This window comes from Allokutzneria sp. A3M-2-11 16 (assembly GCF_024213555.1).
In the GTDB taxonomy this organism is placed as follows: Bacteria; Actinomycetota; Actinomycetes; order Mycobacteriales; family Pseudonocardiaceae; genus Allokutzneria.
In genome coordinates, this window is sequence record NZ_JANAVO010000003.1 from 536,381 (window position 1) to 559,109 (window position 22,729).

At 68.5% G+C, this 22,729-nt stretch carries 11 protein-coding genes and 1 pseudogene; 7 read left to right on the forward strand and 5 right to left on the reverse strand.

Annotation, left to right across the window (positions count from 1 at the left end):
• Window positions 1–144: 144 nt before the first annotated feature.
• Entirely contained in the window at window positions 145–996 is an 852-nt protein-coding gene (locus NLX83_RS24295; protein ID WP_254237430.1) for a 3-hydroxyacyl-CoA dehydrogenase family protein, read from the reverse strand.
• Window positions 997–1,145: 149 nt separating this feature from the next.
• Between NLX83_RS24295 and NLX83_RS24300 the strand changes: the two genes are divergently transcribed.
• The 6 genes and pseudogenes from NLX83_RS24300 to NLX83_RS24325 all read left to right on the forward strand — a co-directional run bounded on the left by NLX83_RS24300 (window position 1,146) and on the right by NLX83_RS24325 (window position 19,071).
• Window positions 1,146–8,600, forward strand: coding sequence for a non-ribosomal peptide synthetase (locus NLX83_RS24300; protein ID WP_254237431.1), 7,455 nt, complete (start codon window positions 1,146–1,148; stop codon window positions 8,598–8,600).
• Entirely contained in the window at window positions 8,597–14,989 is a 6,393-nt protein-coding gene (locus tag NLX83_RS24305) for a non-ribosomal peptide synthetase (protein WP_254237432.1), read from the forward strand. The genes NLX83_RS24300 and NLX83_RS24305 overlap by 4 nt, the downstream gene beginning before the upstream one ends.
• A gap of 1 nt (window position 14,990) precedes the next feature.
• Window positions 14,991–15,929, forward strand: coding sequence for a 3-oxoacyl-ACP synthase (locus tag NLX83_RS24310; RefSeq protein ID WP_254237433.1), 939 nt, complete (start codon window positions 14,991–14,993; stop codon window positions 15,927–15,929).
• Between the two features lie 313 nt (window positions 15,930–16,242).
• Window positions 16,243–17,146, forward strand: a pseudogene (locus NLX83_RS24315) (DUF222 domain-containing protein); the annotation flags it as partial.
• A 117-nt stretch (window positions 17,147–17,263) separates the two neighbouring features.
• Window positions 17,264–17,464 carry a hypothetical protein gene (locus NLX83_RS24320; protein ID WP_254237435.1) on the forward strand — a complete coding sequence of 67 codons (201 nt, stop codon included), beginning with the start codon at window positions 17,264–17,266 and terminating at the stop codon, window positions 17,462–17,464.
• A gap of 215 nt (window positions 17,465–17,679) precedes the next feature.
• Window positions 17,680–19,071 (forward strand): Vps62-related protein, encoded by a 1,392-nt coding sequence (locus NLX83_RS24325; RefSeq protein ID WP_254237436.1) that lies wholly within the window; start codon window positions 17,680–17,682, stop codon window positions 19,069–19,071.
• Here the strand turns inward: NLX83_RS24325 and NLX83_RS24330 are convergent.
• The 3 genes from NLX83_RS24330 to NLX83_RS24340 form a co-directional block, all read right to left on the reverse strand.
• Window positions 19,058–19,816: an arylamine N-acetyltransferase family protein gene (locus tag NLX83_RS24330; protein ID WP_254237437.1), complete on the reverse strand. Its 759-nt coding sequence runs from the start codon at window positions 19,814–19,816 to the stop codon at window positions 19,058–19,060. The genes NLX83_RS24325 and NLX83_RS24330 overlap by 14 nt on opposite strands.
• Window positions 19,813–20,352 (reverse strand): TIGR00730 family Rossman fold protein, encoded by a 540-nt coding sequence (locus NLX83_RS24335; RefSeq protein WP_254237438.1) that lies wholly within the window; start codon window positions 20,350–20,352, stop codon window positions 19,813–19,815. Before NLX83_RS24335 ends, NLX83_RS24330 begins: the two co-directional genes overlap by 4 nt.
• Before the next feature lie 110 nt (window positions 20,353–20,462).
• Window positions 20,463–21,065 carry a TetR/AcrR family transcriptional regulator gene (locus tag NLX83_RS24340; RefSeq protein ID WP_254237439.1) on the reverse strand — a complete coding sequence of 201 codons (603 nt, stop codon included), beginning with the start codon at window positions 21,063–21,065 and terminating at the stop codon, window positions 20,463–20,465.
• Between the two features lie 232 nt (window positions 21,066–21,297).
• On the opposite strand from NLX83_RS24340, the gene NLX83_RS24345 reads away from it, so the two are divergent.
• Window positions 21,298–22,290 (forward strand): SMP-30/gluconolactonase/LRE family protein, encoded by a 993-nt coding sequence (locus tag NLX83_RS24345; protein WP_254237440.1) that lies wholly within the window; start codon window positions 21,298–21,300, stop codon window positions 22,288–22,290.
• Here the strand turns inward: NLX83_RS24345 and NLX83_RS41955 are convergent.
• On the reverse strand, window positions 22,238–22,681 hold the full coding sequence (locus NLX83_RS41955; protein ID WP_254237441.1) for a YkvA family protein: 444 nt from the start codon (window positions 22,679–22,681) through the stop codon (window positions 22,238–22,240). The genes NLX83_RS24345 and NLX83_RS41955 overlap by 53 nt on opposite strands.
• Between the last annotated feature and the right edge of the window lie 48 nt (window positions 22,682–22,729).

Genomic DNA, 22,729 nt, shown 5'->3' on the forward strand with positions numbered 1-22,729 from the left:
CGCCGAACCGCCATGACCGGAGCAGGCCCGCGGGCCCGCGAAGCACGCGCGGAAGCCGAAGCCGAAACAGACGCGGCGTGATCGACGACTGGGGCACCGCCGGGCGGCTGATCAGCTACACCGCCGTGGCCGCGGTCGCTGCGGTCACCGCGTCGGGTAGGAGTGGAACCCGCGGCCCGTCTTGCGCCCCAGGTGCCCCGCGCACACCAGGTCGGCCAACAGCCTGCTCGGCGCGAAGCGCGGGTCGTTGGTGTACTCCTGGAGCACCACCAGTGAGTCCAGCACCGTGTCGAGGCCGATCAGGTCCGCCGTGGCCAGCGGTCCCATCGCGTGCCCGAGGCAGTCCTGGAAGATCTTGTCCACTGTGGACGGATCGGCGGTCTGCGCCTGGACGACGTGCGCGGCCTCGTTCACCGCGAGCAGCACAACGCGGGTGGAGACGAACTCGCGCACCACGAGGCCCTGTTTGCCGAGGTCGGCCAGCAGCGCCAGCGTCCGGTCCACGGTGTTGTCGCTGGTCAGCGCCCCCCGGACCACTTCAACCGGGCGCCTGAGCGGCGCCGGGTTCATGAAGTGGGTCGCCAGCACCCGGTCCGGCCTGCGCGTGTTCGCGGCCAACCGCTCCACCGGCACAGTCGACGTGCACGAGGCGAGCACCGCGTCCGGGCGGCACACCGCGTCCAGCTCGGCGAAGATCTTGTCCTTGAGCGCCAACCGTTCAGGGGCGCACTCGATCACGAAGCAGGCCGCGGTCAGGTCGGTGATCTCCGTCGTCCAGCGCACCAGGGCCAGCGCGTCCGGCGGCGGCGCCGACGGCAGCCTGCGCAGCTGCTTGGCCAGCCGCAGTCCCTCGCGCAGCCGGTCGATCCCGCGCGTGAGCGCCCCGGGCACCGGGTCGACCACGATCACCTCGCGGCCCGCCTCGGCCAGGCACTGCGCGATCCCCGCGCCCATCGTGCCCGCGCCGACCACCCCGATCGGCCGGGCGCCGTTCATGCCGACTCCTTCGTCACCGCAAAGTCCCTACCACGCGCATCCCGGCCGATCCAGCCTTTTCTTGATATGGCAAGGATATTGCGGCCATAAAGGGCGTCGATAAATTCTGTGTTCCGCGCGGTGCTCCGACCACGCTCGGGGGAGAGGGCATGACTGGACTCCTGGCGCACCAACGATTCGCCGATGCCGCGGCGCGTTCGCCGGAGGACGTCGCGGTGCTGCCGGGCGCACCCGGCGATCGTCCGATGACTTTCGCCGAGTTGGACGCCCGGGTCAACGGGCTCGCGCACCGGCTCGTCGAACGCGGTGCCGGACCGGAGGACCTGGTCGGCCTCAGCCTTCGGCGTGGCCCGGGAATGGTCATCGGCGTCCTCGCGGTGCTCAAGGCCGGTGCGGCCTACGTGCCCTTCGATCCCGGGCATCCGGCCGAGCGCGTCGAGCGGCTCGCCGCGGAAGCCGGGCTGTGCGCCATGGTGACCGACCGCGACATCGCGGACGCGGGCATGCGGGCCGACGCGCCGGGAGTTTCCGTACAGCCCGAAAATTCGGCCTATCTCATGTTCACCTCGGGCTCGACGGGGCGGCCCAAGGGCGTGCTCGTCGAGCACCGCGGTCTGGCCCGCCAAGCCGACGCGTGGGACGAGCTGTACGGATTGTCGGCGGCGCCACCGCATTTGGTCTCGGTGAGCGCGTTGACCGTGGACGTGTTCTTCGCCGACGTGCTGCGCTCGGTGTGCTTCGGCGGCAGCATTGTGATCGCTCCCACGGACGTCGTCACCAGCCCGCGCGCCCTGCTGGACCTCGTGCGGCGGACCGGGGCGGACGCGCTCGAACTGCTGCCCAGCCTGGCGAAGGCGCTGCCCGGGGAGCTCCCGCCGCTTCGGCTGGTGTCGGTGGGATCGGAGGCGTGGCACGCCGAGGACTGCCGCGAGCTGCTGGCCCGCGTCGCGCCGGGCACCACGGTGGTCAACGCCTACGGCGCGACCGAGACCATGATCGACGCCTGTGTTGCCAGACCGGAAACGGATTCACTCGGCTCGGTCGTCCCCGTCGGCCGACCGGTCTCGGGAAGCGCCGTGTACGTGCTTGGAGTCGATCTCAAGGCAGCTGAGACCGGTGAGATCTATGTCGGCGGGGAAGGGTTGGCGCGGGGGTACCACCGGCTGCCCGCGCTGACCGCGGAGCGTTTCGTCGCCGACCCGTTCGCCGGGCCGGGCGCGCGCATGTACCGCACCGGTGACCTGGGCCGGATTCGCCCGGACGGCCAGCTCGAAGTGCTCGGCCGCGCCGACGACCAGGTGAAGGTCCGGGGGTTCCGCGTCGAGCCGGGCGAGATCGAGAACGCTCTCCTCGCGCACCCGGCCGTGACGCGGGCGGCCGTCCTCGTGCGGGACCGGCGGCTCGTCGGCTACGTGGTCCCCGAGGTTCCGGATCTCCGCGAGTTCCTCCGGGCGCGGCTGCCGGGTCACATGGTTCCCGCCGTGATCGTCGGTCTGGACGAGTTCCCGTTGCTGTCCTCGGGGAAGGTCGACCGGCGGGCCCTTCCCACGCCCGCCATGTCATCGTCGACGCCGCCGAGAACGCCACGCGAGCGCGCTGTCGCGGAGATCTGGCAGGACGTCCTCGGCGTGCCGGAGATCGGGATACACGACGACTTCGTGGAGCTGGGCGGGGATTCCCTGCTGGGCATGCAGATCATCGCCCGGCTCGGCATCTCGGCTCCGGTTCGGGCCTTGTTCGAGCGCCCCACCGTCGCCGAGTTCGCCGCCGCCGACTTCTCCTCGCTCGGTGAACCGATCGAGGCACGTGGTGATCTACTTCCGCTTTCCTTTGCCCAGCAACGGTTGTGGTTCCTCCACGAGTACTCGCCGGGGCCGGAGTACAACCTCAGCATCGGCCTGCGGTTCACCGGCGAAGTGGACGTCGACGCGCTGCGCGAGGCGGTGAACCGGCTCGTCGAACGGCACGAGTCGCTGCGCACGACCTTCGACGCAGTGGATGGTCGGGGCGTCCAAATCGTCCATCCGCCTTCGCCTGTGGAGCTTGAGGTCGGCGAAGCGGACCCGGGCCAGGTGTTCGACCTTCGCAGCGGTCCGTTGTTCCGCGCGCGGCTCGTCGAGCCGGATCTGCTCGTGCTGACGATGCACCACATCATCTCGGACGGATGGTCGATCACGGTTCTGCTGGAGGATCTGCGCGACTGCTACGAGAGGCGAGTTGTTCCTTCTACCGCACGGTATGCGGACTATGTGGTGTGGCAACGGGAACGCGCGGACGGCGATGTCGGCTACTGGCGGGAGAAGCTGGCCGAGCCCACGGCGCTGGAGCTGCCCACCGATCGGCCTCGACCCGCGACTCCGAGCGGAGCCGGGGGCACGCGGACTGCGACCATTCCGGCTGCCGGACTGCGGGAGTTGGCGCGAGCCAACGGGACCACGCTCTTCACGACCTTGATCGCGGCAACCAAGGTCCTGCTCGCCCGGCATTGCGGACAGGACGACGTGCTGCTCGGCACCGCCGTCGCGGGCCGGGATCGCCCGGAGTGGGAACGCGTGGTCGGGTTCTTCGCCGGGACGGTCGCCCTGCGGTCCACAGTAGACGGATCGCAGCCGTTCGACGCCTTCGTCGGTGATGTCCGGCAGACTGTGCTCGACGCGATGGCGCACTCCGACGTCCCGTTCGAGCGAGTGGTGGACGAGCTTGCGCCACAACGTGATCCCGGCCGCGTCCCACTGCTTCAAGCGCTGGCGGTGATGCGCGCGTCCGCGCCGGTCACGTGGGAGCTGCCCGGACTCAGCGCGGTCGAGGTCGACCTGCCGATGGTGTCCGCGAGCTTCGACCTCGTGCTGGAGTTCCAGGAGGTCGGCGAGGAGATCCGGGTCTTCGCGAACTACGACGCCGACCTGTTCGACCCGGCCACAGTGGACAGGATGCTGGCGCGGCTCGGGGTTCTCGTCGACGGTGTGATCGCGGAGCCGTCGCGGCCGCTCGGCGACCTGCCGTTGCTGCCCCCGGCCGAGCGTCGTCAGGTCGAGGCCGACTGGAACGCGACGGGCACGGACGAAGAGGGCAGTGGCCTCGCGCACGAGCGGTTCGAGTCGTGGGTGCGGTCGGCACCGGACGTGTGCGCGGTGATCCACGGGTCCGCGCGGATGAGCTACGCCGAGCTGGATCGACGCGCGAACTTCTTGGCGCACAAGCTGATCGCGCGGGGCGTTGGGCCGGAGGCGCTGGTCGGCGTCTGCCTGGAGCGCGGAGTCGATCTCGCGGTCGGCGTGCTGGCGGTGCTCAAGGCGGGTGGCGTCTTCGTTCCGCTCGACCCGGACTACCCCGCCGATCGGCTGGCGTTCATGATCGCTGACTCCGACGCCGCAGTGCTCGTGTCGACCGTAGAACTGGCCCCGCGCTTGCCCGTGCACTCGGCGGAAGTCGTCTTCGTGACGGACGAAGTCTCGGACAACTCGCCGAAGACCTTTGTACAGCCGGACAATCTGGCCTACGTCGTCTACACGTCGGGCTCGACCGGTCGGCCCAAGGCGGCGATGATCTCGCACAGATCGCTGTGCAACAGCGCGATGGACGGCCGCCGCCGGTGGGAGCTCGGGCCGGACAGCCGGGTCCTGCTGCACCTTTCCGTCAGCTTCGACGGCGGGGTGTGGGCGTTGATGACACCGCTGTTGTCCGGGGCGACCGTGTCGATGAGCCGCGCGGGGGAGATCGACTTCGCCGAGCAGGTGCGGCAGGACCAGGTCACCGTGGTCGCGCTGCCACCCGCCTTGCTGTCCACTGTGGACCCTTCGAGGGTGCCGAGTCTGCGCTCCGTGCTCGCCGGGGGTGAGCTGTGCACCGCCGAGCTGGCCGGGCGGTGGCTCGGGCCGAACCGCGAGTTCGTCAACATCTACGGGCCGTGCGAGGCCACGCTGATCTCCACGACCATGCGGATCACCAAGAGGGAGCAGCGCGGTAGCGCTCCGATCGGCCGCCCCATCGCCAACATGCGGCACCACGTGCTGGACAGCAGGCTCCGCCCCGCGCCGGTGGGCGTGACCGGCGAGTTGTACCTCGCGGGTGCAGGAGTGGGGCGTGGGTACTTCAACCGGCCCGGCGGAACCGCGGAGCGGTTCGTCGCGAACCCCTTTGGCAACCCGGGATCGCGGATGTACCGGACCGGTGATCTGGTGCGGTGGTTGCCGGACGGCACGTGCGAGTTCGTCGGCCGCGTCGACGACCAGGTGAAGGTGCGGGGTTTCCGCGTTGAGCCGGGTGAGATCGAGTCCGCGCTGCTGGACCTTCCCGGCGTGCATCAGGCCACTGTGATCGTCCACAAGGGACGGTTAGTGGCTTATGTCGTCTCGGAGCGGACCGATCTCCGGGCCGATCTCGCTCAGCGGTTGCCCGGTTATCTCGTGCCCCAGGTGTTCGTCCCGCTCGACGAGATTCCGCGGACCCCGAATGACAAGGTGGACCGGAAGGCGCTGCCGGAGCCCGTGTTCGCCGCCGACTCGGAGCACGTGGAGCCGCGCACACCGGAAGAGCGGACGCTCGCGGAGATCTGGGCGGACGTGCTGGGCGTGGACCGGGTGGGCGTCGAGGACAACTTCTTCGAGCTGGGCGGGGACTCCATCCAGAGCATTCGCGTAGTGGCCAAGGCGCATGAGGCCGGACTGCGGATCACCACCAAGGACCTGTTCCTGGTACAGAAGATCAGTGGCCTGGACGTCCGTCCGGTCGAGGCGTGGACGCAGAAGAGTACAGAGGACACTTATCCGCTCACGCCGATGCAGAAGGGTTTGCTCTACGACTCCCTCGCGGGCGGCGATGTGGATGTTTACGCGATGCGGGTCGCCCTGACTCTCGAAGGCGTCACTGACGAGCACGTCCTCGGGCGCGCCTGGCAGGTGGTCGTCGATCGCATTCCCACGCTGCGCAGCACAGTGCACTGGGAGGATCGCGACGAGCCCGTCCAGGTCGTGCATCCTAAGGTCGAGCTTCCGATCGAGTACGTGGACGACGCTTCCCACGTGCTCGAACGCGACCGGACGCGGAGCTTGGACCTGCGCGTGGCGCCGCCGATGCGCATCACCATTGCCAGGCTCGACGAGCGGCGCGTGTACGTGCTCTGGACGACGCACCACCTGTTCATGGACGGGTGGAGCCTGTCCGAAGTGTTGGGCGATGTGCTTGCCGCATATGGCGAACTGGTCGAAGGGCGCGAGCCCACCGTGGTGCCGAGGACGCCGTTCCGGGACTATGCAGCGTGGCTCAGCAGCCGTTCCCACGACGTGGCGCATTGGCGCGAACGACTGGCGGGCTGTACATCGACTCCGTTGCCGTATGACCGCAAACCCGTTGCTGGACATCGCATTCGATCGATCGGGAAGCTGACCGCCGAAGTGCCGGTCGAGCCGATCCGTGAGTTCGCGCGGCGGCACCACATCACCGTGAACACGGTTGTCCAGGGCGCCTGGGCGCTGTTGCTGGCGCGGCACTCCGGCTCGGATGACGTGGTGTTCGGGAGTGCTGTGTCGACCCGTCCGGCCGATCTGCCCGGCGCGGAGACAGTGATCGGGTTGCTGCTCAACACCATTCCAGTTCGCGTCCGGATCGACGATCGGTCGGTGCTGGACTGGTTGACAGAGTTGCAGCGGCGACACGTGACCGATCGCGAGGTCGACTTCGAGCAGAGGGCCGGGCTGTTCGACTCGGCGATGTCATTTGGCGATCTGCCGGAGGATGCGGAGGATATCGCCGAGGGCGGAGTACGGGTGGCGCACGTCGATGGTGACGATACGACGAGTTATCCGTTGAGCCTCAACGCCCGGAGCGCCGACAACCTCTTCCTCCGGCTCGTCTACGACCGCGAGCTGTTCGACGAGTCGACCGCGCGGTTGTTGCTGGAGCAACTGTCCACTGTGGTGGGTGAGCTGATCGCAGCACCCGATCGCTCGCTGGCCGAGGTGCCGCTGTCCAGGTCCGTTGCGGTTCTCGACGGCGGACCGGGCGCCGAGCCGGTCTGCGCGCAATCGTTGTTCACCGCTCGGGATGGCGTGGCGTGGGAGTTCGACGAAGGGTCGATGAGCTATGCGGAGCTGGACGCGAAGGCCAACCGAGTCGCGCATCACCTGATCGGCCGGGGCGTCGGGCCGGAGGTACTGGTCGGGGTCGGCATGGCGCCGGGCGTGGACTGGGTGGTGGCGATCCTCGCGGTGCTGAAGGCGGGCGGGGCGTTCGTGCCGCTGGACCCCGCGCTTCCGCCGGACCGCATCAAGTGGATCACCGAGAACGCCGGGATCACCTTGGTGCTCAACGATATCAACGGGCTGGCCACCGGGTCGGGAACAGCGCCGAAGGTCGATGTCTCGGTGGACAACCCGGCCTACGTGATTTACACGTCGGGGTCTACGGGCACCCCGAAGGGGGTGGTAGTCACGCATCGCGGCGTGCACAGCATGGTTGCGGCGCAACGCGCGCAGTTCGACGTCCGCCCGGGCTCGCGCGTCCTCCGGTTCGCGGCTCCGGGTTTTGACGCGGCCTTCTGGGAGCTGGCCATGGCGCTGTTCACCGGGGCCACTTTGGTTGCTGAAGAGCCGACCCACATGACGCTGCCGCCGAGCGCGCTCGCCGTGATGGGGTCGGTCCCCTCGGGGGCCACGGTCATCGTGGCCGGAGAGGCGTGCCCACCGTCCCTTGTGGACAGCTGGTCGACAGGGCGCCGGATGGTCAACGCCTACGGACCGACCGAGTCGACGGTGTGCGCGACGATGACCGGGCCGCTGTCACCGGGCGACGCAGTGGGCATCGGTGTGCCGCTTCCGGGGACGCGGGCGTACGTCCTGGATGCCTCGCTGCGGCCGTGCGCCGAAGGGATTCCTGGCGAGCTGTTCCTAGCCGGAGTTGGCTTGGCCAGGGGATATTTGGCCGATTTCGCCCGCACGGCGGAGCGCTTCGTCGCTGATCCGTTCGGGCCGCCCGGAACACGGATGTACCGCACGGGCGACCGCGCGCGGTGGTTCGGAGCACGCCTTGAATTCATCGGGCGCAGCGACGAGCAGGTCAAGGTGCGCGGTTTCCGCGTGGAGCCCGGCGAGGTCGAGGCCGCTTTGACCAGGCATCCCAAGGTGGTCCAAGCCGCGGTGAGCGCGGTCGGTGAAGGCGCTGCGCGGCGGCTGGTCGCCCATGTCGCGGCCGTAGGAGTCGCGGCGGACGAGCTCCGTGACTTCCTCGGCGGGCAGCTGCCGGAGTACCTGGTGCCGTCGGAGTTCGTGATCCTGGAGCGCTTGCCGGTGACCGTCAACGGGAAGGTCGAGCGCGCCGCGCTGCCACAGGCGTGGAGCAGGGCGGAAGCGAACATGGTGCGGCCGCGCACCGACGCCGAGCGGGTGGTCGCCGCGATCTGGGCCGATCTGCTGGAACGGCCGGAGATCGGGGTACGGGAGAAGTTCTTCGAGGCTGGGGGTTCTTCGTTGACGGTACTGGAGCTGGTCAACCGCTTGAGAGCGGCCGGGGCGGGCGAGGTGACCGTTGCGGAGTTGCTAGAACGGTCCACTGTGGAGTCCATGGCGCTCCTGCTCGCGCCTTCCGACGACGGGGACCACGAGCTGTGAGCATCGCGATCATCGGTGTCGGCCTTGCGTTGCCGGACGCGGACAGCCTGGACGCCCTGCACGCCAACCTCTTCTGCGGCCACAGCAGCGTCCGCGCCCCGAGTGCGGAGCGCGCGCTGCACTCGAACGGCGCCGCCTACGCCGAACTCGGCTACCTCGACCGGATCGACCTGTTCGACCACCGGTTCTTCGGGATCTCCCGCCGCGAGGCCGAACTCATGGACCCGCACCAGCGGATGAGCCTCCAGCTGGTGCACGCCGCGATCGAGAACGCGGGGTACGCGCCCGGTGCGCTGCGCGGCTCCCGAACCGCGGTGATCATCAGCGCGCCGCGTTCGGACTACCCCAGCTCGGAAGACGAGCCGCAAAGCATTCTGGGCACCCTCGCGTCCGCGGCGGCGGCCAGGATCGCGTACCTGTTCGACCTCCGTGGACCGGTGAAGGTCGTCGACACGGCGTGCAGCGGCAGCCTGGTCGCGCTCGCCGCGGCCGTGCAGGAACTGCGCAGCGGTCGCGTCGATCTCGCCGTCTCGGGTGGGTTGAGCGTGCAGACGTCGTTGCCGGAGCAGGACTACGAGCTGCGCGGAGTGCTGTCGAGCAGCGGCCGGTGCCGTCCGTTCGACGCCGGAGCCGATGGCGCGGTCGGTGGCGAGGGCGGTGGGTTCGTGCTGCTCAAGCGGTTGTCGGCGGCGCTGGCCGATGGCGACCACATCCATGGCGTGCTGCGCGGGATCGCCGTGAACCACAACGGGTTCCGGGCGACGAACATGGGTGCTCCGGATCAGAACGCGCAGGCCGAGGTGATCACGGCGGCGTGGCGCGATGCCGGAGTGGACGCGGTCGAGCACGTGGAGTGCCATGGCTCGGGGACTTCTCTCGGTGACGTCGTGGAGATCGCGGGACTGCGTCGCGGGCTGGGTGATGCGGAGTGCACGGTCGGCGCGGTGAAGTCGAACCTCGGGCACCTGGACCACGCGTCGGGCATGGCGGGCCTGTTCAAGATCCTGGCGGGCGCCCGGCACGACGCGCGGTACGCGACGGTCAACTTCGAGACGCCCAACCCGATGATCGACTTCGGTGATCGCGTGCGGGTGAGCACCGAGTCGGGTGCGGGAGCACCACAGCTGTCCGGGCTGAGTTCGTTCGGCCTCACCGGGACCAACGCGCACGCGGTGGTCGAGTGCCCTGCCGCCCGGCCGGTTTTCGAAGGCTTCGGGCCTCAGCTGATCACGCTGTCGGCGAAGACCCCGGAGTCGTTCGCGCGGTACTGGACGCGGTTGCGGGAGTCGCTGGACGGTGATCTGGCGTCGATCGCCCACGTGCTGAACCGCGGCCGGGATGATCACCCGTATCGTCGTGCGTACATTGTGGACAGTGCGACCGAACTGGTCGAACGTTTTCAGACCCCGGCGGAGCCGGTCAGCCCGCGGCCCGTCGTGTTCCTGTTCTCCGGCGACGCCTTCCCGGCTGATGTGGTCCGGCGGCAATACGAACTGGCGACACAGCTCCGCGCGCTCGGCGTTTCTGAGAGCCGGATGGTGGGTTCGGCCGGAGGCAACCTCGCCGTTCGTGTCCTTCGTGGACAGTTGGCCCTCGATGCCGCGCAGGACGTCGAGCCCAGCGATGAGGTCAACCTCGCCGGGCTCGAACGGGCGGTTCGGGGATTCCTCGACGACAACGCCGTGCTCGTCGAGATCGGACCGGACGGAGTGCTGTCGAGGCGGATCGCCGAGCTGGTGCCCGACCTGCCCATCGTGACCCTTGCCGAAGGTCCGCTTCAAGCCGTGGCGCAGCTCTACGAACTGGGCGTGACGATCGATTGGGAGCGGCATTACGAGGGCGCGAGAATCCCGCGCATCGAGCTACCGGGCACGGTGTTCGAGCCGGTCTCGTGCTGGACCACGGGGACCGCCGCTCCGGCGCCGACTGCATCGAAGGGGGTGGAGGAGTGGGTGATCGACCGGTGGCGCCAGCTGCTCAAGGCCGATGACGTGCACGCGGGTTCCAACTACTTCGAGCTGGGCGGAACCTCGATCGCGGGCATCACGGTACTTCGCGAGGTCGAGCAGCACTTCGGTGTCCCGCTGGCCTTCGCCGATCTCTACGAGCACCCGACCGCGCGGAAGCTCGCGGCGCTGATCGAGCAGCGAACATCCGTTGTGGACAGTTCTGAGTGGACGATTCCGCTGCTGGAGCGCGGCGGCCGGTTGCCGTTGTCCTTCAACCAGGAACAGCTGTGGTACTTGGACCGGCTGAACCCGGGCTCGCCGCTCTACAACATTCCGGCTGACCTCCGATACCGCGGTCCGCTCGACGTCGACGTGCTGCGCGCGGCGCTGCGGGACTTCGCCCAGCGGCACGAGGTACTGCGGACTCGGATTCCCGACGATGACGGGTTGCCGTACGTGGTGGCCGATCACGCCGGACCCGACCTGCGGATCGTGGATGTCGGCTCCGAGGACGACCTGCGCCGGGCGATGGACGACGATGCTCGGCAGCCGTTCGACCTGGCGACTGGGCCGCTGGCGCGCACGACGCTGTTCCGGTTGACGCCGGAGGACCACGTGTTGCAGGTGACGTGGCACCACATCGTGTTCGACGGGTGGACTCCGGCGATCTTCCTGCGGGATCTGTCAGAGCTCTACCAGTCCAGAGTGGACGGACGCGCTCCAAAGCTGCCTTCGCTGCCGGTGCAGTACGCGGATTTCGCGGCCTGGCAACGATCCGTGCTCCAGGGTGAGCGGCTGCGGGAAGGGCTGCGGTACTGGGAGAGCACCCTCGCTGACATCCGCGCTCGTGAGTTGCCGCTGGATCGGCCGCGCCCGGAGGTCCAGTCGTTCGCGGGTGGCCTGCTGGAGTTCGTGCTCGACCCGGACGATGCCGTGCGGTTGCGCGAGTTCAGCAAGGCACAGGGCGTGACGACGTTCGTGACGATGCTCGCGGCGGTCGACGCGCTGCTGTACCTGTGGGCGGGCCAGGAGGACGTGGTCGTCGGCTCGGCCACCACCGGGCGGACCAACCCCTCGACCCACGAGCTGGTCGGATACTTCAACAACCTGCTGCCGTTCCGCACGCGGGTGGACGGCGCGGTGAGCTTCCGCGAGTTGGTGCGGCGGTGTTCGGCCACGGTCACCGGGGCGCTCGACCACGAGGAGGTGCCGCTGTCGAAGATCGTTTCGCACCTCGGCGTGGGGCGGGACGCGTCGCGGCAGCCGTTGTTCACCGTGGCCTACACCCACCAGAACACCGCGACGCACTCCGGTGCGATCGCGGGACTGGAACTCGCGCCCAGCGGCTTGGGCATCGCGCCGGGAACCTCGAAGTTCGACCTGACTCTGGGCGTCGCCGATCAGGACGGCGGCGAGATGCGCGGCTACCTGGAGTACGCGGCCGACCTGTTCGACGAATCCACCATGCGGCGTGTCGCGGAGCTGTTCGCGAGGGTGGTCACGGCCGCGATGGCTAACCCTTCGCTGAGCCTGGATTCGTTGTTGGACAAGGATGATCGTCAGTTCTGGGAGCTGGTCCGAGCGCACGCCGAGGAGCGGCCCGCACACCCGGCAGTGGTGGATGGGCGTCCGTACACATACGCGGAGATCGACGCGCTCGCCGGTCGTTTGGCAGCGCGCTTGCTTGAAGCTGGAGTGCGGCCGTCGACGCCGATCCCGGTGCTGGCCGAGCGCGGTGTCGAGCTGGTGGTCGGTTGGCTCGGCGTGATGCGAGCCGGTGCGGCCTTCGTTCCGGTCGATCCGGCCAACCCGGCCGCGCGGATCGCAACCATGCTGGATGAGATCGCCGGTCCGGTTGTGGTTGTCGGGTCTACTGTTCCGTGCGATCGCGCATCTCTCCCCGCGATGCACTTCGACGGGCCGATCGGGGAAGGCCCGCGGTCGGAGCTGGCGTACGTCGCTTACACCTCCGGCTCGACCGGTCATCCGCACGGCTGCGAGATCGAGCGCCGCAGCCTGCAGAATCTCGTGCAGTGGTACGGGTCTCTCGTCGGTATGTCCAATTCGGACAGAACGTCGCAAGTGTTCGCGGCCGGTTTCGACGCCGCGATCCTGGAGATCCTGTCGTCGCTCTACCACGGCGCGACCGTGCACGTGCTGCGCGAGGTCCGGCAGGCGCCCGCGACGTTGCTCCGGTGGCTCGCCGACAACAGGATCACCGTTGCCATCCTGCCGACTCCGCTCGCCGAGGTGGTGCTGGACGAAGCCGCGCGGTTCGGCGATTTCGGGCTGCGGGTGATGTGCACGGGCGGAGACCGGCTGCGGGTCCGCCCCGCGCCGGGGCTGCCTTTCCGGCTGCTCAACCTGTACGGCCCCACGGAGTGCACGGTCGCCGCGACCGCCGGCGAGGTTGGGCCGTCAGGTGGCTTGCCCGACATCGGCTTCGCGATTCGTCATGCCCGCGCGTACGTGCTCGATCCGCAGGGACGGCCGAGCACGACAGGGGAGTTGTACCTCGGCGGGGCCGTGGTCGGCCGGGGTTACCGCGGGCTGCCCGGACTGACCGCGACGCGCTTCGTCGCCGATCCTTTTGGAGCGCCCGGTTCGCGGATGTACCGCACAGGAGACCTCGCCCGGATCAGTCCACAAGGGACAATCGAGTTCCTGGGGCGGGCGGACGCGCAGCTGGAAGTTCGCGGGCATCGCGTCGAACCCGCGGAGATCGAGCGCGTTCTCGTCGCGCATCCGTCGGTTCGCGAATGCGTTGTGACACTGCGTGGTTCGCAGCTCGTCGCGCACGTCGTCGCCGATGGGCCGACCGGCGACCTGATCTCGTGGGTGGCGCGCGAACTGCCGAGCCACATGGTGCCCGCGGAAGTCGTGGTGCGCGACGAACTGCCGAAGACCATCAACGGAAAGCTCGACCGCAAACGCTTGGGGGGAACAACCGTGACATCACCGGAGCGCGTTCTTGGTCAGATCTGGGCGGAACTGCTCGGCCGTGACACCGTTGCCGGTGACGACGACTTCTTCGCGATCGGCGGTGACTCCGTGCTCAGCGTCGCGGTCGCGGGTCGCGCCGCCAGGCACGGCATCCACATCACACCGCAGGATGTGCTGACCCATCCACGGTTGCGCGACCTGGCTTCCCTGACGGTCCCTCTGGCGGCCTCCGCGCCGGAGCGGCGCCCGGCGCCGGTGCGTCCGACGCCGATCATCCACAGCTTCCTGGAGCGGATGAGGGACCCGAGGTTCAGGTTCACCGTGATCGAGGACATGGAGGTCGCGGAGAGCATTGGTGCGCAACAGGTTCGGGCCGCAGTGGAGCGCTTGGTCGAACTGCACAGCACATTGCGCTATCGGTTCCGCCGCAATGCCATCGGCTGGCGGATCGAGGAGGCTCCCGTGGGCGAGTTCTTCGACTCTGTTGTGCTGCCGCCGATGGTGGACGAGGTGCCCGACGCGGACAAGGTCCAGCTCGCGGAGGAGATCGACATCGAGCGCGGGCCGATTCTCCGCGTGCGGTACTACGATCGTGGGCACCGGAAGACCGGTCTGCTCCTCTTCGTGGTGCACCATTTCGTCTACGATGCGATGTCCTTGGTGCCGATCCTGGAAGACCTCAACGCGTTGCTCACCGGGCGGACCGTCGAGCCCGCTCCGGATGCGTGGGAAGCATGGTCCGCGCACGTGCACGACATGGCGTCCTCGGACGTGCTCGCCGGGGAGCTGGGCTACTGGACCGGCGTCGTCCAGACCGGTTCGGCTCGTCCGTCCATTTTGGACTCGGTGGGTGGGCCTGCCGGGCACGTGGTGCGGACGATCCCCGCTGACCAGGTCGCGCCGTCGTTGCGCGCCAGCGGGGCGGAGGGCCGAGAAGTCGCTGTCAGCGCAGCGGCCGTCGCGGTCGCCCGCTGGCGGGGCGAGTCGTCGGTCTACCTGTTCAACGAAGGCCAGGCGACGCCGAACGGGTACCGCCCGGACGATCGGTCTCGCTCGGTCGGCTGGTTCACCACGGCGCACCCGGTGCTGCTCCCGGTTGATCCCACGGCGAGTGTCACCGAGGCGATGCCGTCCATTGTGGACACGCTTCGGTCCGTGCCCAACGATGGTGTGGGCTACGGGATTCTCCGGCACTTGAGCCACCCCGGCGAGGGCGTCACGCGGCTTCGGTCCTTCGCAGAGCCGGAGATCTTCGTCGAGCACACCGCGCACGGCGGGGAGTCGATGAACACGGCGGCCAAGGCGGTGTGGATGCGCACCACCCCGCTGGGCTTTGTGCAGAACTCGGTGACCCAGTGGGCGTCTCTGGCGATCGCGAGCGCGATCGTGGACGGTGCCCTGGTGGTGTTGATCGCGCACGACGGCCGCTTCGGCGCGGACGACATCGACAAGCTCGCTGCCCACGTGAAATCCGCGTTCCTGGAGCTGAAGGACTGACATGGAACTCGGAATCCGCGCCGCCGCATGGCATTTCCCGGACCAGGTGCTGCCGGTCGCCCGGTCCGACCTGGGTATCGAGGAGGTCCGTGCGGGCACTTCCGACGCCGTCGAGCTAGGGTTCCGCGCGGCGGCTTCGGCCCTGTCCGAGGCAGGGTTGACGGGCCACGACGTCTCCGCGCTGATCGTGGTGGAATCCCGTGCGCCCGAGCGGCTCATGACCTCGGAAGTGATGCGCTTGCAACACCTTCTCGGCGCGGACCGGGCGTTGACCTTCGGTGTCGGTGGTCTGGGCTGCGCTTCGATCAGTCCGGCTCTGCTGACCGCGCGCGGGCTGCTCGCTGCAGACCCTTCGTTGGCCAATGTCCTTGTGGTGCACGGAAGCGTACCCGCGACGCCGGAGCGCTACCGCGATCCTGTGACCGTCAGTGGGGACGGCGGGCAGGCGCTGCTGCTCGGCAGGCAGGGGCCGGTGCGCGTGCTCGACATCGTGCAGGAGACCAACGGCGAATACTGGGACCTGTTCGGCGTTTCGTATCGGGACGTGCCGTCCGCGGAGTGGCGCGAGACGTGCTCCAATCCTGCGAAGTACTCGTTCCAGTTGGCCGTGGAGACGCGGAACCGGCTTCAGGCATTGCGGTCGATCTTGACGGAACGGCACGGGGACACGGTGGACTGCTACCTCGCGCAGAACCTGTCCGCCGCCGGACACCGCGTGCTGGGCGAGGCGCTCGGCGTGGAGATCGGGAAGGCGTGCTCGGAGAACCTGCGGCGCTACGGGCACCTCGGGCCGAACGACATGTTCCTCAACCTGTACACGGCGATGGAGCGTGGTGAAGTTGGCGAGGGACAGCGGGCGATGCTGTTCAACGTCAGCCCTGTCGCGGCGTGGAGCGCGGCACTGGTCGAGGTCGGCGCGTCCGCTGACACCTTTCTTTGACGTGAGCCGCTGGGCTTCCTGCTTGTGTGGCTGAGCTTCCAGCGGAGTCGGCTGGGCTTCCAGCTCGCGCCGGTTCCAGCGTGGGTCGGCTTGACCTGGGGCCCCTTGCGCGTGCCCTTGGGCCTCTCAGGGGCACGGGGATGAAACCCCGGCCCTCGCGGAAAGCGTATGGCACGCGCACCCCAGGTAAAGCCGACCGTTCCAGCCGCGTCCGGCGGATGGTCGGCGCCTGGGTTTTCCTTGTGGCGCAACGGATTTGTAACTGTCAGAGAACCAGATATAATGGAGGTATCCACGGAGAGGAGGTGTGATCATGTTGGATACCAAGGCAATCAAGGATCTACTCGCCGCGCAGCTGGCGGCCAACGACTCCTACCAGTTGCCCGAGAACGACCACCTAGAGTTCCTGTCGGAGTTGGAGACGATCAGCAGGCTCCTGACCGCTGTGAAGACCGACGCCAACACTCAGGCCGATGAACGTGTCCTGCACGCCACCTACGGGTGCAAAGACCTCGCGATCCTATTGCGGGACAAGCTGAAGATCCATCCCAGTGAGGCGAAGCGGCGCACGAGGTTGGTGCGGGAGTTGCCGAATCTCCCACACACCCGCGACGCGATGTACGCCGGGGAGATCAGCGGTGAGCACGCGTTGGTGATCTCCGACGCCATCAAGCGTCTTCCCACGGAGTACAAGGCGGATGCGGATCGTGTACTGGCGGATGTGGCACCGACGCTGGACCCGCAGTTCCTCATGCGTGCCGGAAAATACGTGCGGACCGTGGTCGACCCTGACGGTGTCTACCGCGATGAGAAGGACGCGATAGCGCGGCGTGCGGCGCGGATGTTCCGGGACAGGGACGGAAGCCTGCGTTTCAGTGCCACGGTGGGTCCGCTCGATGGTGAGAAGATCTTCAACTTCCTGTTGGCGTTGTCCAAGCCCAGGAGTGTGGACGGGGAGAAAGACCCCCGGACCTTCGAGCAGCGGTTGGCCGATGCCTTCGTCGAGGCGATGACGATCGCGATGACCGCCCGCGACATCCCCGGACTCCCGCGTTCCCTGCTGGTCGTCACGATGGACGCCGACAACCTGGCGAACAAGACCGGGTGCCGCTCGGACCGACACCGGACAGCCGGTGTCCCCGGGACTGGCTCAGCACACCGCCTGCGACGCCGACCTCGCCCACATCGTCCTCGGAAGCGAAGGGGAACCCCTCGCCTACGGACGCACACGACGACTCGCCTCACCCGCTCAGCGGAGGGCGTTGGCGGTGCGGGACAAGGGATGTGCCTTCCCCGGTTGTGATCGGCCTCCGGCATGGACGGAAGCTCATCATGTGGTGCATTGGATCGACGGCGGGCCGACCGACCTGAACAACCTCGTTCTCCTGTGCGTGTATCACCATCATGTGATGCACGAACAGGACTGGGTGATCATCTTCGAGCAGGGGATACCGAGCTTCATCCCGCCGAAGTGGATCGACCCTGACCAGGCACCCCTGCGGAACATCAGGGTGGATTGCCCATTGAAGCTGTAACGCTGGAAGGCAAGGGGCGCAACGGATCGGAGGCTTTACCTGGGGTGCGCGTGCCATACGCTCGTCGCGAGGGCCGGGTTCCTCCCGTGCCCGTCCGGCAGGCCCTCGGCACGCGCAAAGGGGCCCAGGTCTAGCCGACCCCACGCAGGTACCACGTCAGGCGGGAATCACGGGACATCGGCCTGGGCCGGTGCCGGGTGGAATACTGCGGGGCCATGAGAGCCAGGTGGGTGGGTGGCGTCTGCGCGGTGCTGCTGATGGTGGCGGGGTGCAACGAGAAGCCGGTGGTCGGTCAACCGGCTGAGCCCTCGGACGTCGCGCCGGTGCGCGCCCCGGGCGCCGCGCGCAAGGCCACGGCGGAGAAGTACGCCCCGTTCATCTGGTTCGCGAAGGGCGAGGAATACGGTCCGATGGACGCGGCGACGTTCATCTCCACCGCGAAGTTGAAGTGGTCGCACGACGACGGCTGTCCCGACGCGGACATCGCCGCGCCACCGGACCTGGCGGCACTCAGCGGCAGGGCGGAGCCGTACGCGCACCGCAAGAAGAGCGGCCTCCCGCGCTGCGACTTCGAGGGTGAGCCGATCAAGTCGAGCACGTACAGCGTGCCGAGGCGTACGGAAGAGCTTGGTGAGGAAGGGTTCTACCTGGACGGGATGGACACGCAGCGGCGGCAGAACGGAGCGGGCGCGCCGACGTACTGGCAGGTGGACGAGCCCAAGGGCGAGCGGGTGCGCGTCTACACGTACTGGCGCTTCCACGCGTGGAACAACGCCCGCAACGTGGAGGACGTCATCCCGGTGCCCGGGTCGGTGGCGGGGCTCGACGGTGACCACGAAGGGGACTGGGAGCGCGTCACACTCATCACGGACCTGCAGGACACACCGCGGATGCTCGTCTTCAACGGGCACGGTTCGCAGTGCAGGCTGGACTGGCCGAAGGTCGAGAAGACCGACGGCAGGCCCGTGGGGTACTCGGCCAAGGGAACGCACGCTTCCTACCCGACGACCGGGACGCACGGGTGGATGCTGGACCGGACCGATCAGGGAACGCTGCTGGACACCCGCGCGGACCTGCGCTGGGCCGAGGGTGAGGCGTGGTGGGGCTACGCCGGTGGCTGGGGCTCTGTGGGCAGGCCGGGCGCCGTGATGGCCAAGGAGCGCACCGGACCTCCCGGACCGCGTCCCAACCGGGGGCTGGGCACGCCGTGGACTGCCGATCCGTGTGACGAGCCGGGAGCGCTGGTGCCCGAGTACTTCGTGGGGACGTGGCAGACACCCGACTACGTCTACCAGCCCGGGACGACCGCGAAGTACAAGGCGACCATGACGTTGCGCGGCGGCCGGGTGGGCGACAAGGTCGGCGAGATCGTCTATCCCGGGCTGGAGTGCCGGGGCGAACTGACCCTGGAGAAGGCCGACCGCTCGGCAGTCATGCTCACCGAGAAGATCGTCGCCGAGCCGGTGCGGTCCTGCGTCAAACGCGGCACGATCGCGTTGACACCCACCGAGGGTGCGGGATCACGGCCGGGGTTGTACTGGGTCTACCGCGAGCTCGGCTCGGGGCCCGTGCTGAGCGCGACCGCCGAGTTCGTCAAGACAGGCTAGGGACCCGGGGGAGTTCGAAGCCGAAGTGCTCGTGGTAGGCGGCCAGGATCTCGGCCTCGGAGTGCAGGACCTCCTCCGTGCGCGCGCCGCCCATCGTCCTGATGAGACGGTCACCGGCGAGGGTGATCCGGCCACCGGGCACCGCGATCGAGCACGTGGGGCCCCGCCGGAACCCCGAGTCCGGCGACGTCTGCTGGTACCAGCAGGTCGGCACGAAATCGGTCAGCCGACGCGGGCGCGGGTCCAGCCGGTACTCCGGTGTGCCGTCGCGCAGCACGTCCAGGTCACCGTCCTCAGTGGACCGGAGCAGGAACGTCCCGTCGGGATCCTCCTGCGGCGCGCGGGAGCTCAGGCGCAGCGGGAACGTGCTGTGCCTGCCGAAGCCCACATCGGCCAGCCACGGTTCGTCCAGGTGCACCACCAGCGCCATGTGGTCGAACGGCGGACCGGGGACACCGGCCTGGAAGACTCCCGCGGACAGCATCTCCACGCGGAAACCCAGCTCCGTCAACAGGTGCGCGAACGATCCGTTGAGTTCGTAGCAGAACCCGCCGCGACGGCGTTTCACCAGCTTGTCCAGCATCGCGTCGGTGGTCAGCTCGATCGGCACGCCGAGGTGGATGTCCAGGTTCTCGAACGGCACCGTCGCGAGGTGCCGCGCGTGCAGGTACCGCAACGTCTCCTCGTCAGTCCGAAGTGGACGGTCGGCGCCGATGCGGGCGAGGTAGTCGGCTACGAGGCTCATGCCAGGACTCCAAGGCGGTCGAGCAGGCGGACCGGGTCGTCGTCGACGATCAGCAGCTCGCGGGCCTGTTCGCGGAGGAACTCCTCGGCCACCAGGTGATCGGCGAAGGAGACCAGCGGCCGGAAGAAGCCCTTGACGTCCAGCAACCCGAGGGGCTTCGCGTGGATGCCGATCATCGACCAGGTCCACACCTCGAACAGCTCCTCCAGCGTGCCGATGCCGCCGGGCAGCGCCACGAACGCGTCGGCGAGCTCCGCCATCTTCGCCTTGCGCGTGTGCATGCTGTCCACCACGTGCAGCTCGGTGAGCCCGCTGTGGCCGATCTCCCGAGACTGGAGCTGGTGCGGGATCACCCCGTGCACCTCGCCGCCGGAGGCGAGGGCGGCATCGGCGATCTCGCCCATCGTGCCGACCGAGGCGCCGCCGTAGACGAGGCCGATGCCGCGCTCCCCGAGCAGGCGGCCGAAGTTCCGCGCCGTCTCGACGTACTGGGTGCCCCGGCCGGGCCGGGAGCCGCAAAAGACGCACACTCGCATGGGTCCGATCCTGTCACGCCGACGACGAACCCCCGCTGGTGACGGGGGTTGGGGGCGGTTGAAGACGTTTCAGGTGGGGGTTGGGGGTACTTGAAGACGCCCCGACCACGCTAGGGGGCGCGGTACCCGGCGCCGCGCAGCAGCTGCGCCACGTGCTTCGGCGCGTCCGCCGGATCGAGTTCGGCGTGTCCGACGAGCAGCCGGTACCAGAACGGGCCGAAGACCGAGTCGACGGTGTACTCCACGTCGAGGTCCTCCGCCAGCTCGCCGCGCTCGACACCGCGCATGAGGATCGTGGACATCAGGGTCCTGCGGCTCTGGATCCACTCCTGGAAGGCCGCGCGGAAACCGTCGTCGAGCTGGGCCTCCGCCATCAGGCCGCGCAGCACCCGCGCCCGCCCGGCGTTCGCGTTCACGCGGTAGAGGGTGTCCAGGAAAACGCGCAGATCCTCTTGCACCCCACCGGTGTCCGGGCCGGGCACGCGGCGCGCGGTCACCTCGGTGTAAGCCTCCATCACCAGATCGGCCTTGGAGCGCCACCACCGGTAGATCGTGCTCTTGGCGACGCCGGAGCGGGCCGCGATGCCCTCGATCGACAGCTTGCCGTAGCCGCTCTCGTCCAGTAGCTCCGCGGCGGCGGCCAGCACGGCGGCGTGCGCCGAACCGCTCCTGGTCCGACCGCCTCGACGTGCCTCACCGACGGCACCGCTCACACCAGCCCCCTCTCGAACCGCCTCCCATCGTAGGGGCGGCCCTCTGTCAGAAATCGAAACGCGACGTCGCGTTTTGATTAACTTACCCGATCAACGAGAGAAGCACACGTGATCACTCGAACCCTCGTGACCCCCGTCGCCGACTCCGGTCAAGTCCCCGGTAACAGGTACTTGTGGCGATTCGAAACGCTTCGTAGCGTTTCGCTTCTCTTCGAACGGAAGGCCAGAACAGATGCGCATCGCACTCGCCGCCGCGCTCGCGGCAACCGCCGTGACCACGGTGCTCGCCGCGGGCGGACCCGTCGTTCCGGCCGAGGCCGAGGCCCGGCCGACCAGCTGGGCGATCCCCGGGGACAAGACGCACCCCGAGGGGATCGCCCTGGACCGCGGACAGGGGGCCTTCTACACCGGCAGCTTCACCGACGGCACGATCTACCGGGGCGACGTGAAGACCGGGAAGGTGGAGGCGTTCCTGCCCGCCGGGGCCGACGGTCGCACCTCGGCGCTGGGCATGAAGGTCGACGACGCGGGCAGGCTGATCATCGCGGGCGGCACCTCCGGGAAGGTGTGGGTCTACGACCTCGCCACGCGGAAGCTGCTGAAGACCTTCTCCACCGGGGTCGCCGGATCGTTCCTCAACGACCTCGTCGTCACCATGACCGGCGATGTCTACGTGACCGACTCGCAGCTGCCGACGCTGTACGAGATCAGCGCCAAGGAGCTGGGCGAAGCCGGTCAGGCGCTGGTGCCCCTGCGGCCGTTCCTCGACCTGCGCGGCACGCCGATCAACTACCAGGCGGAGGGGCCCAACCTCAACGGCATCGCGCTCTCGGAGGACCAGAGCACCCTCGTCGTCGCCGACAGCAACGACGGTGAGCTGTTCACCATCAACCGCAGGACCCGCGAGGTCCGCAAGCTCGACCTCGGCGGCCTCAAGGTCAGCGCGGACGGGCTGCTCATCGGCGATAGGGAGCTGATCACCATCAGCACCGCCCCCGGCAACCGGGGAACGGTCCACGTGTTCCAGCTCGACCACTTGGCCGCAAAGGGAAAGCTGCGCCACCGGCTGGACGACCCGGCGCTGTTGTCGCCGTCGACCGGCGCCTTCGCCGGCAGCCAGGAAATGCTGGTCGTCAACCTGCAGTGGGGTGTCGAGAAGCCGGTGCTGCCGTTCAGCGTCGTTCGGATCCGGCTGCCGCTCCCCCGCGACGCTCGTGCTCACTGAACCGCGCCGCCTCGGCACCGACCTGGGTGAGCAGGAACGCGCCGAGGCCGATGTCGTCGGTCAGCCCGATCACCGGCAGTAGCTCGGGGATCAGGTCGATCGGCGACACGATGTAGAGCACACCGAAGATCCAGAACATCCGCTTCGACCACGGCGGAGCGGGGTAGGTGCCCGCGCGGACCGCACGCACCATCCTCGGCAACGCGCGCAACCGCGCGACCATGCCGAGGCGCCCCCTGGCGATCCGCACGACGCCGACGATCATGGCAACGCCCGCCAGCACGAACAACACCGTGCCGATCGTCGTCGGTTCGACGCCCAGCACCGGGTTCGTCATGTTCCAGAACGCGAACGCGCCGAGCCCGAACAGCAGCAGGCCGAGAAGGATCACACCTCCACGCTACCGCCGTTCCACGAGAAAGGCCGGTCCCCGGGGACC

Bases quoted from the DNA above. Each gene is read 5' to 3' on its own strand.
- NLX83_RS24295 (WP_254237430.1), bottom strand. From the start codon at position 996: ATGAACGGCGCCCGGCCGATCGGGGTGGTCGGCGCGGGCACGATGGGC.
- NLX83_RS24300 (WP_254237431.1), top strand. From the start codon at position 1,146: ATGACTGGACTCCTGGCGCACCAACGATTCGCCGATGCCGCGGCGCGT.
- NLX83_RS24310 (WP_254237433.1), top strand. From the start codon at position 14,991: ATGGAACTCGGAATCCGCGCCGCCGCATGGCATTTCCCGGACCAGGTG.
- NLX83_RS24325 (WP_254237436.1), top strand. From the start codon at position 17,680: ATGAGAGCCAGGTGGGTGGGTGGCGTCTGCGCGGTGCTGCTGATGGTG.
- NLX83_RS24330 (WP_254237437.1), bottom strand. From the start codon at position 19,816: ATGAGCCTCGTAGCCGACTACCTCGCCCGCATCGGCGCCGACCGTCCA.
- NLX83_RS24335 (WP_254237438.1), bottom strand. From the start codon at position 20,352: ATGCGAGTGTGCGTCTTTTGCGGCTCCCGGCCCGGCCGGGGCACCCAG.
- NLX83_RS24345 (WP_254237440.1), top strand. From the start codon at position 21,298: ATGCGCATCGCACTCGCCGCCGCGCTCGCGGCAACCGCCGTGACCACG.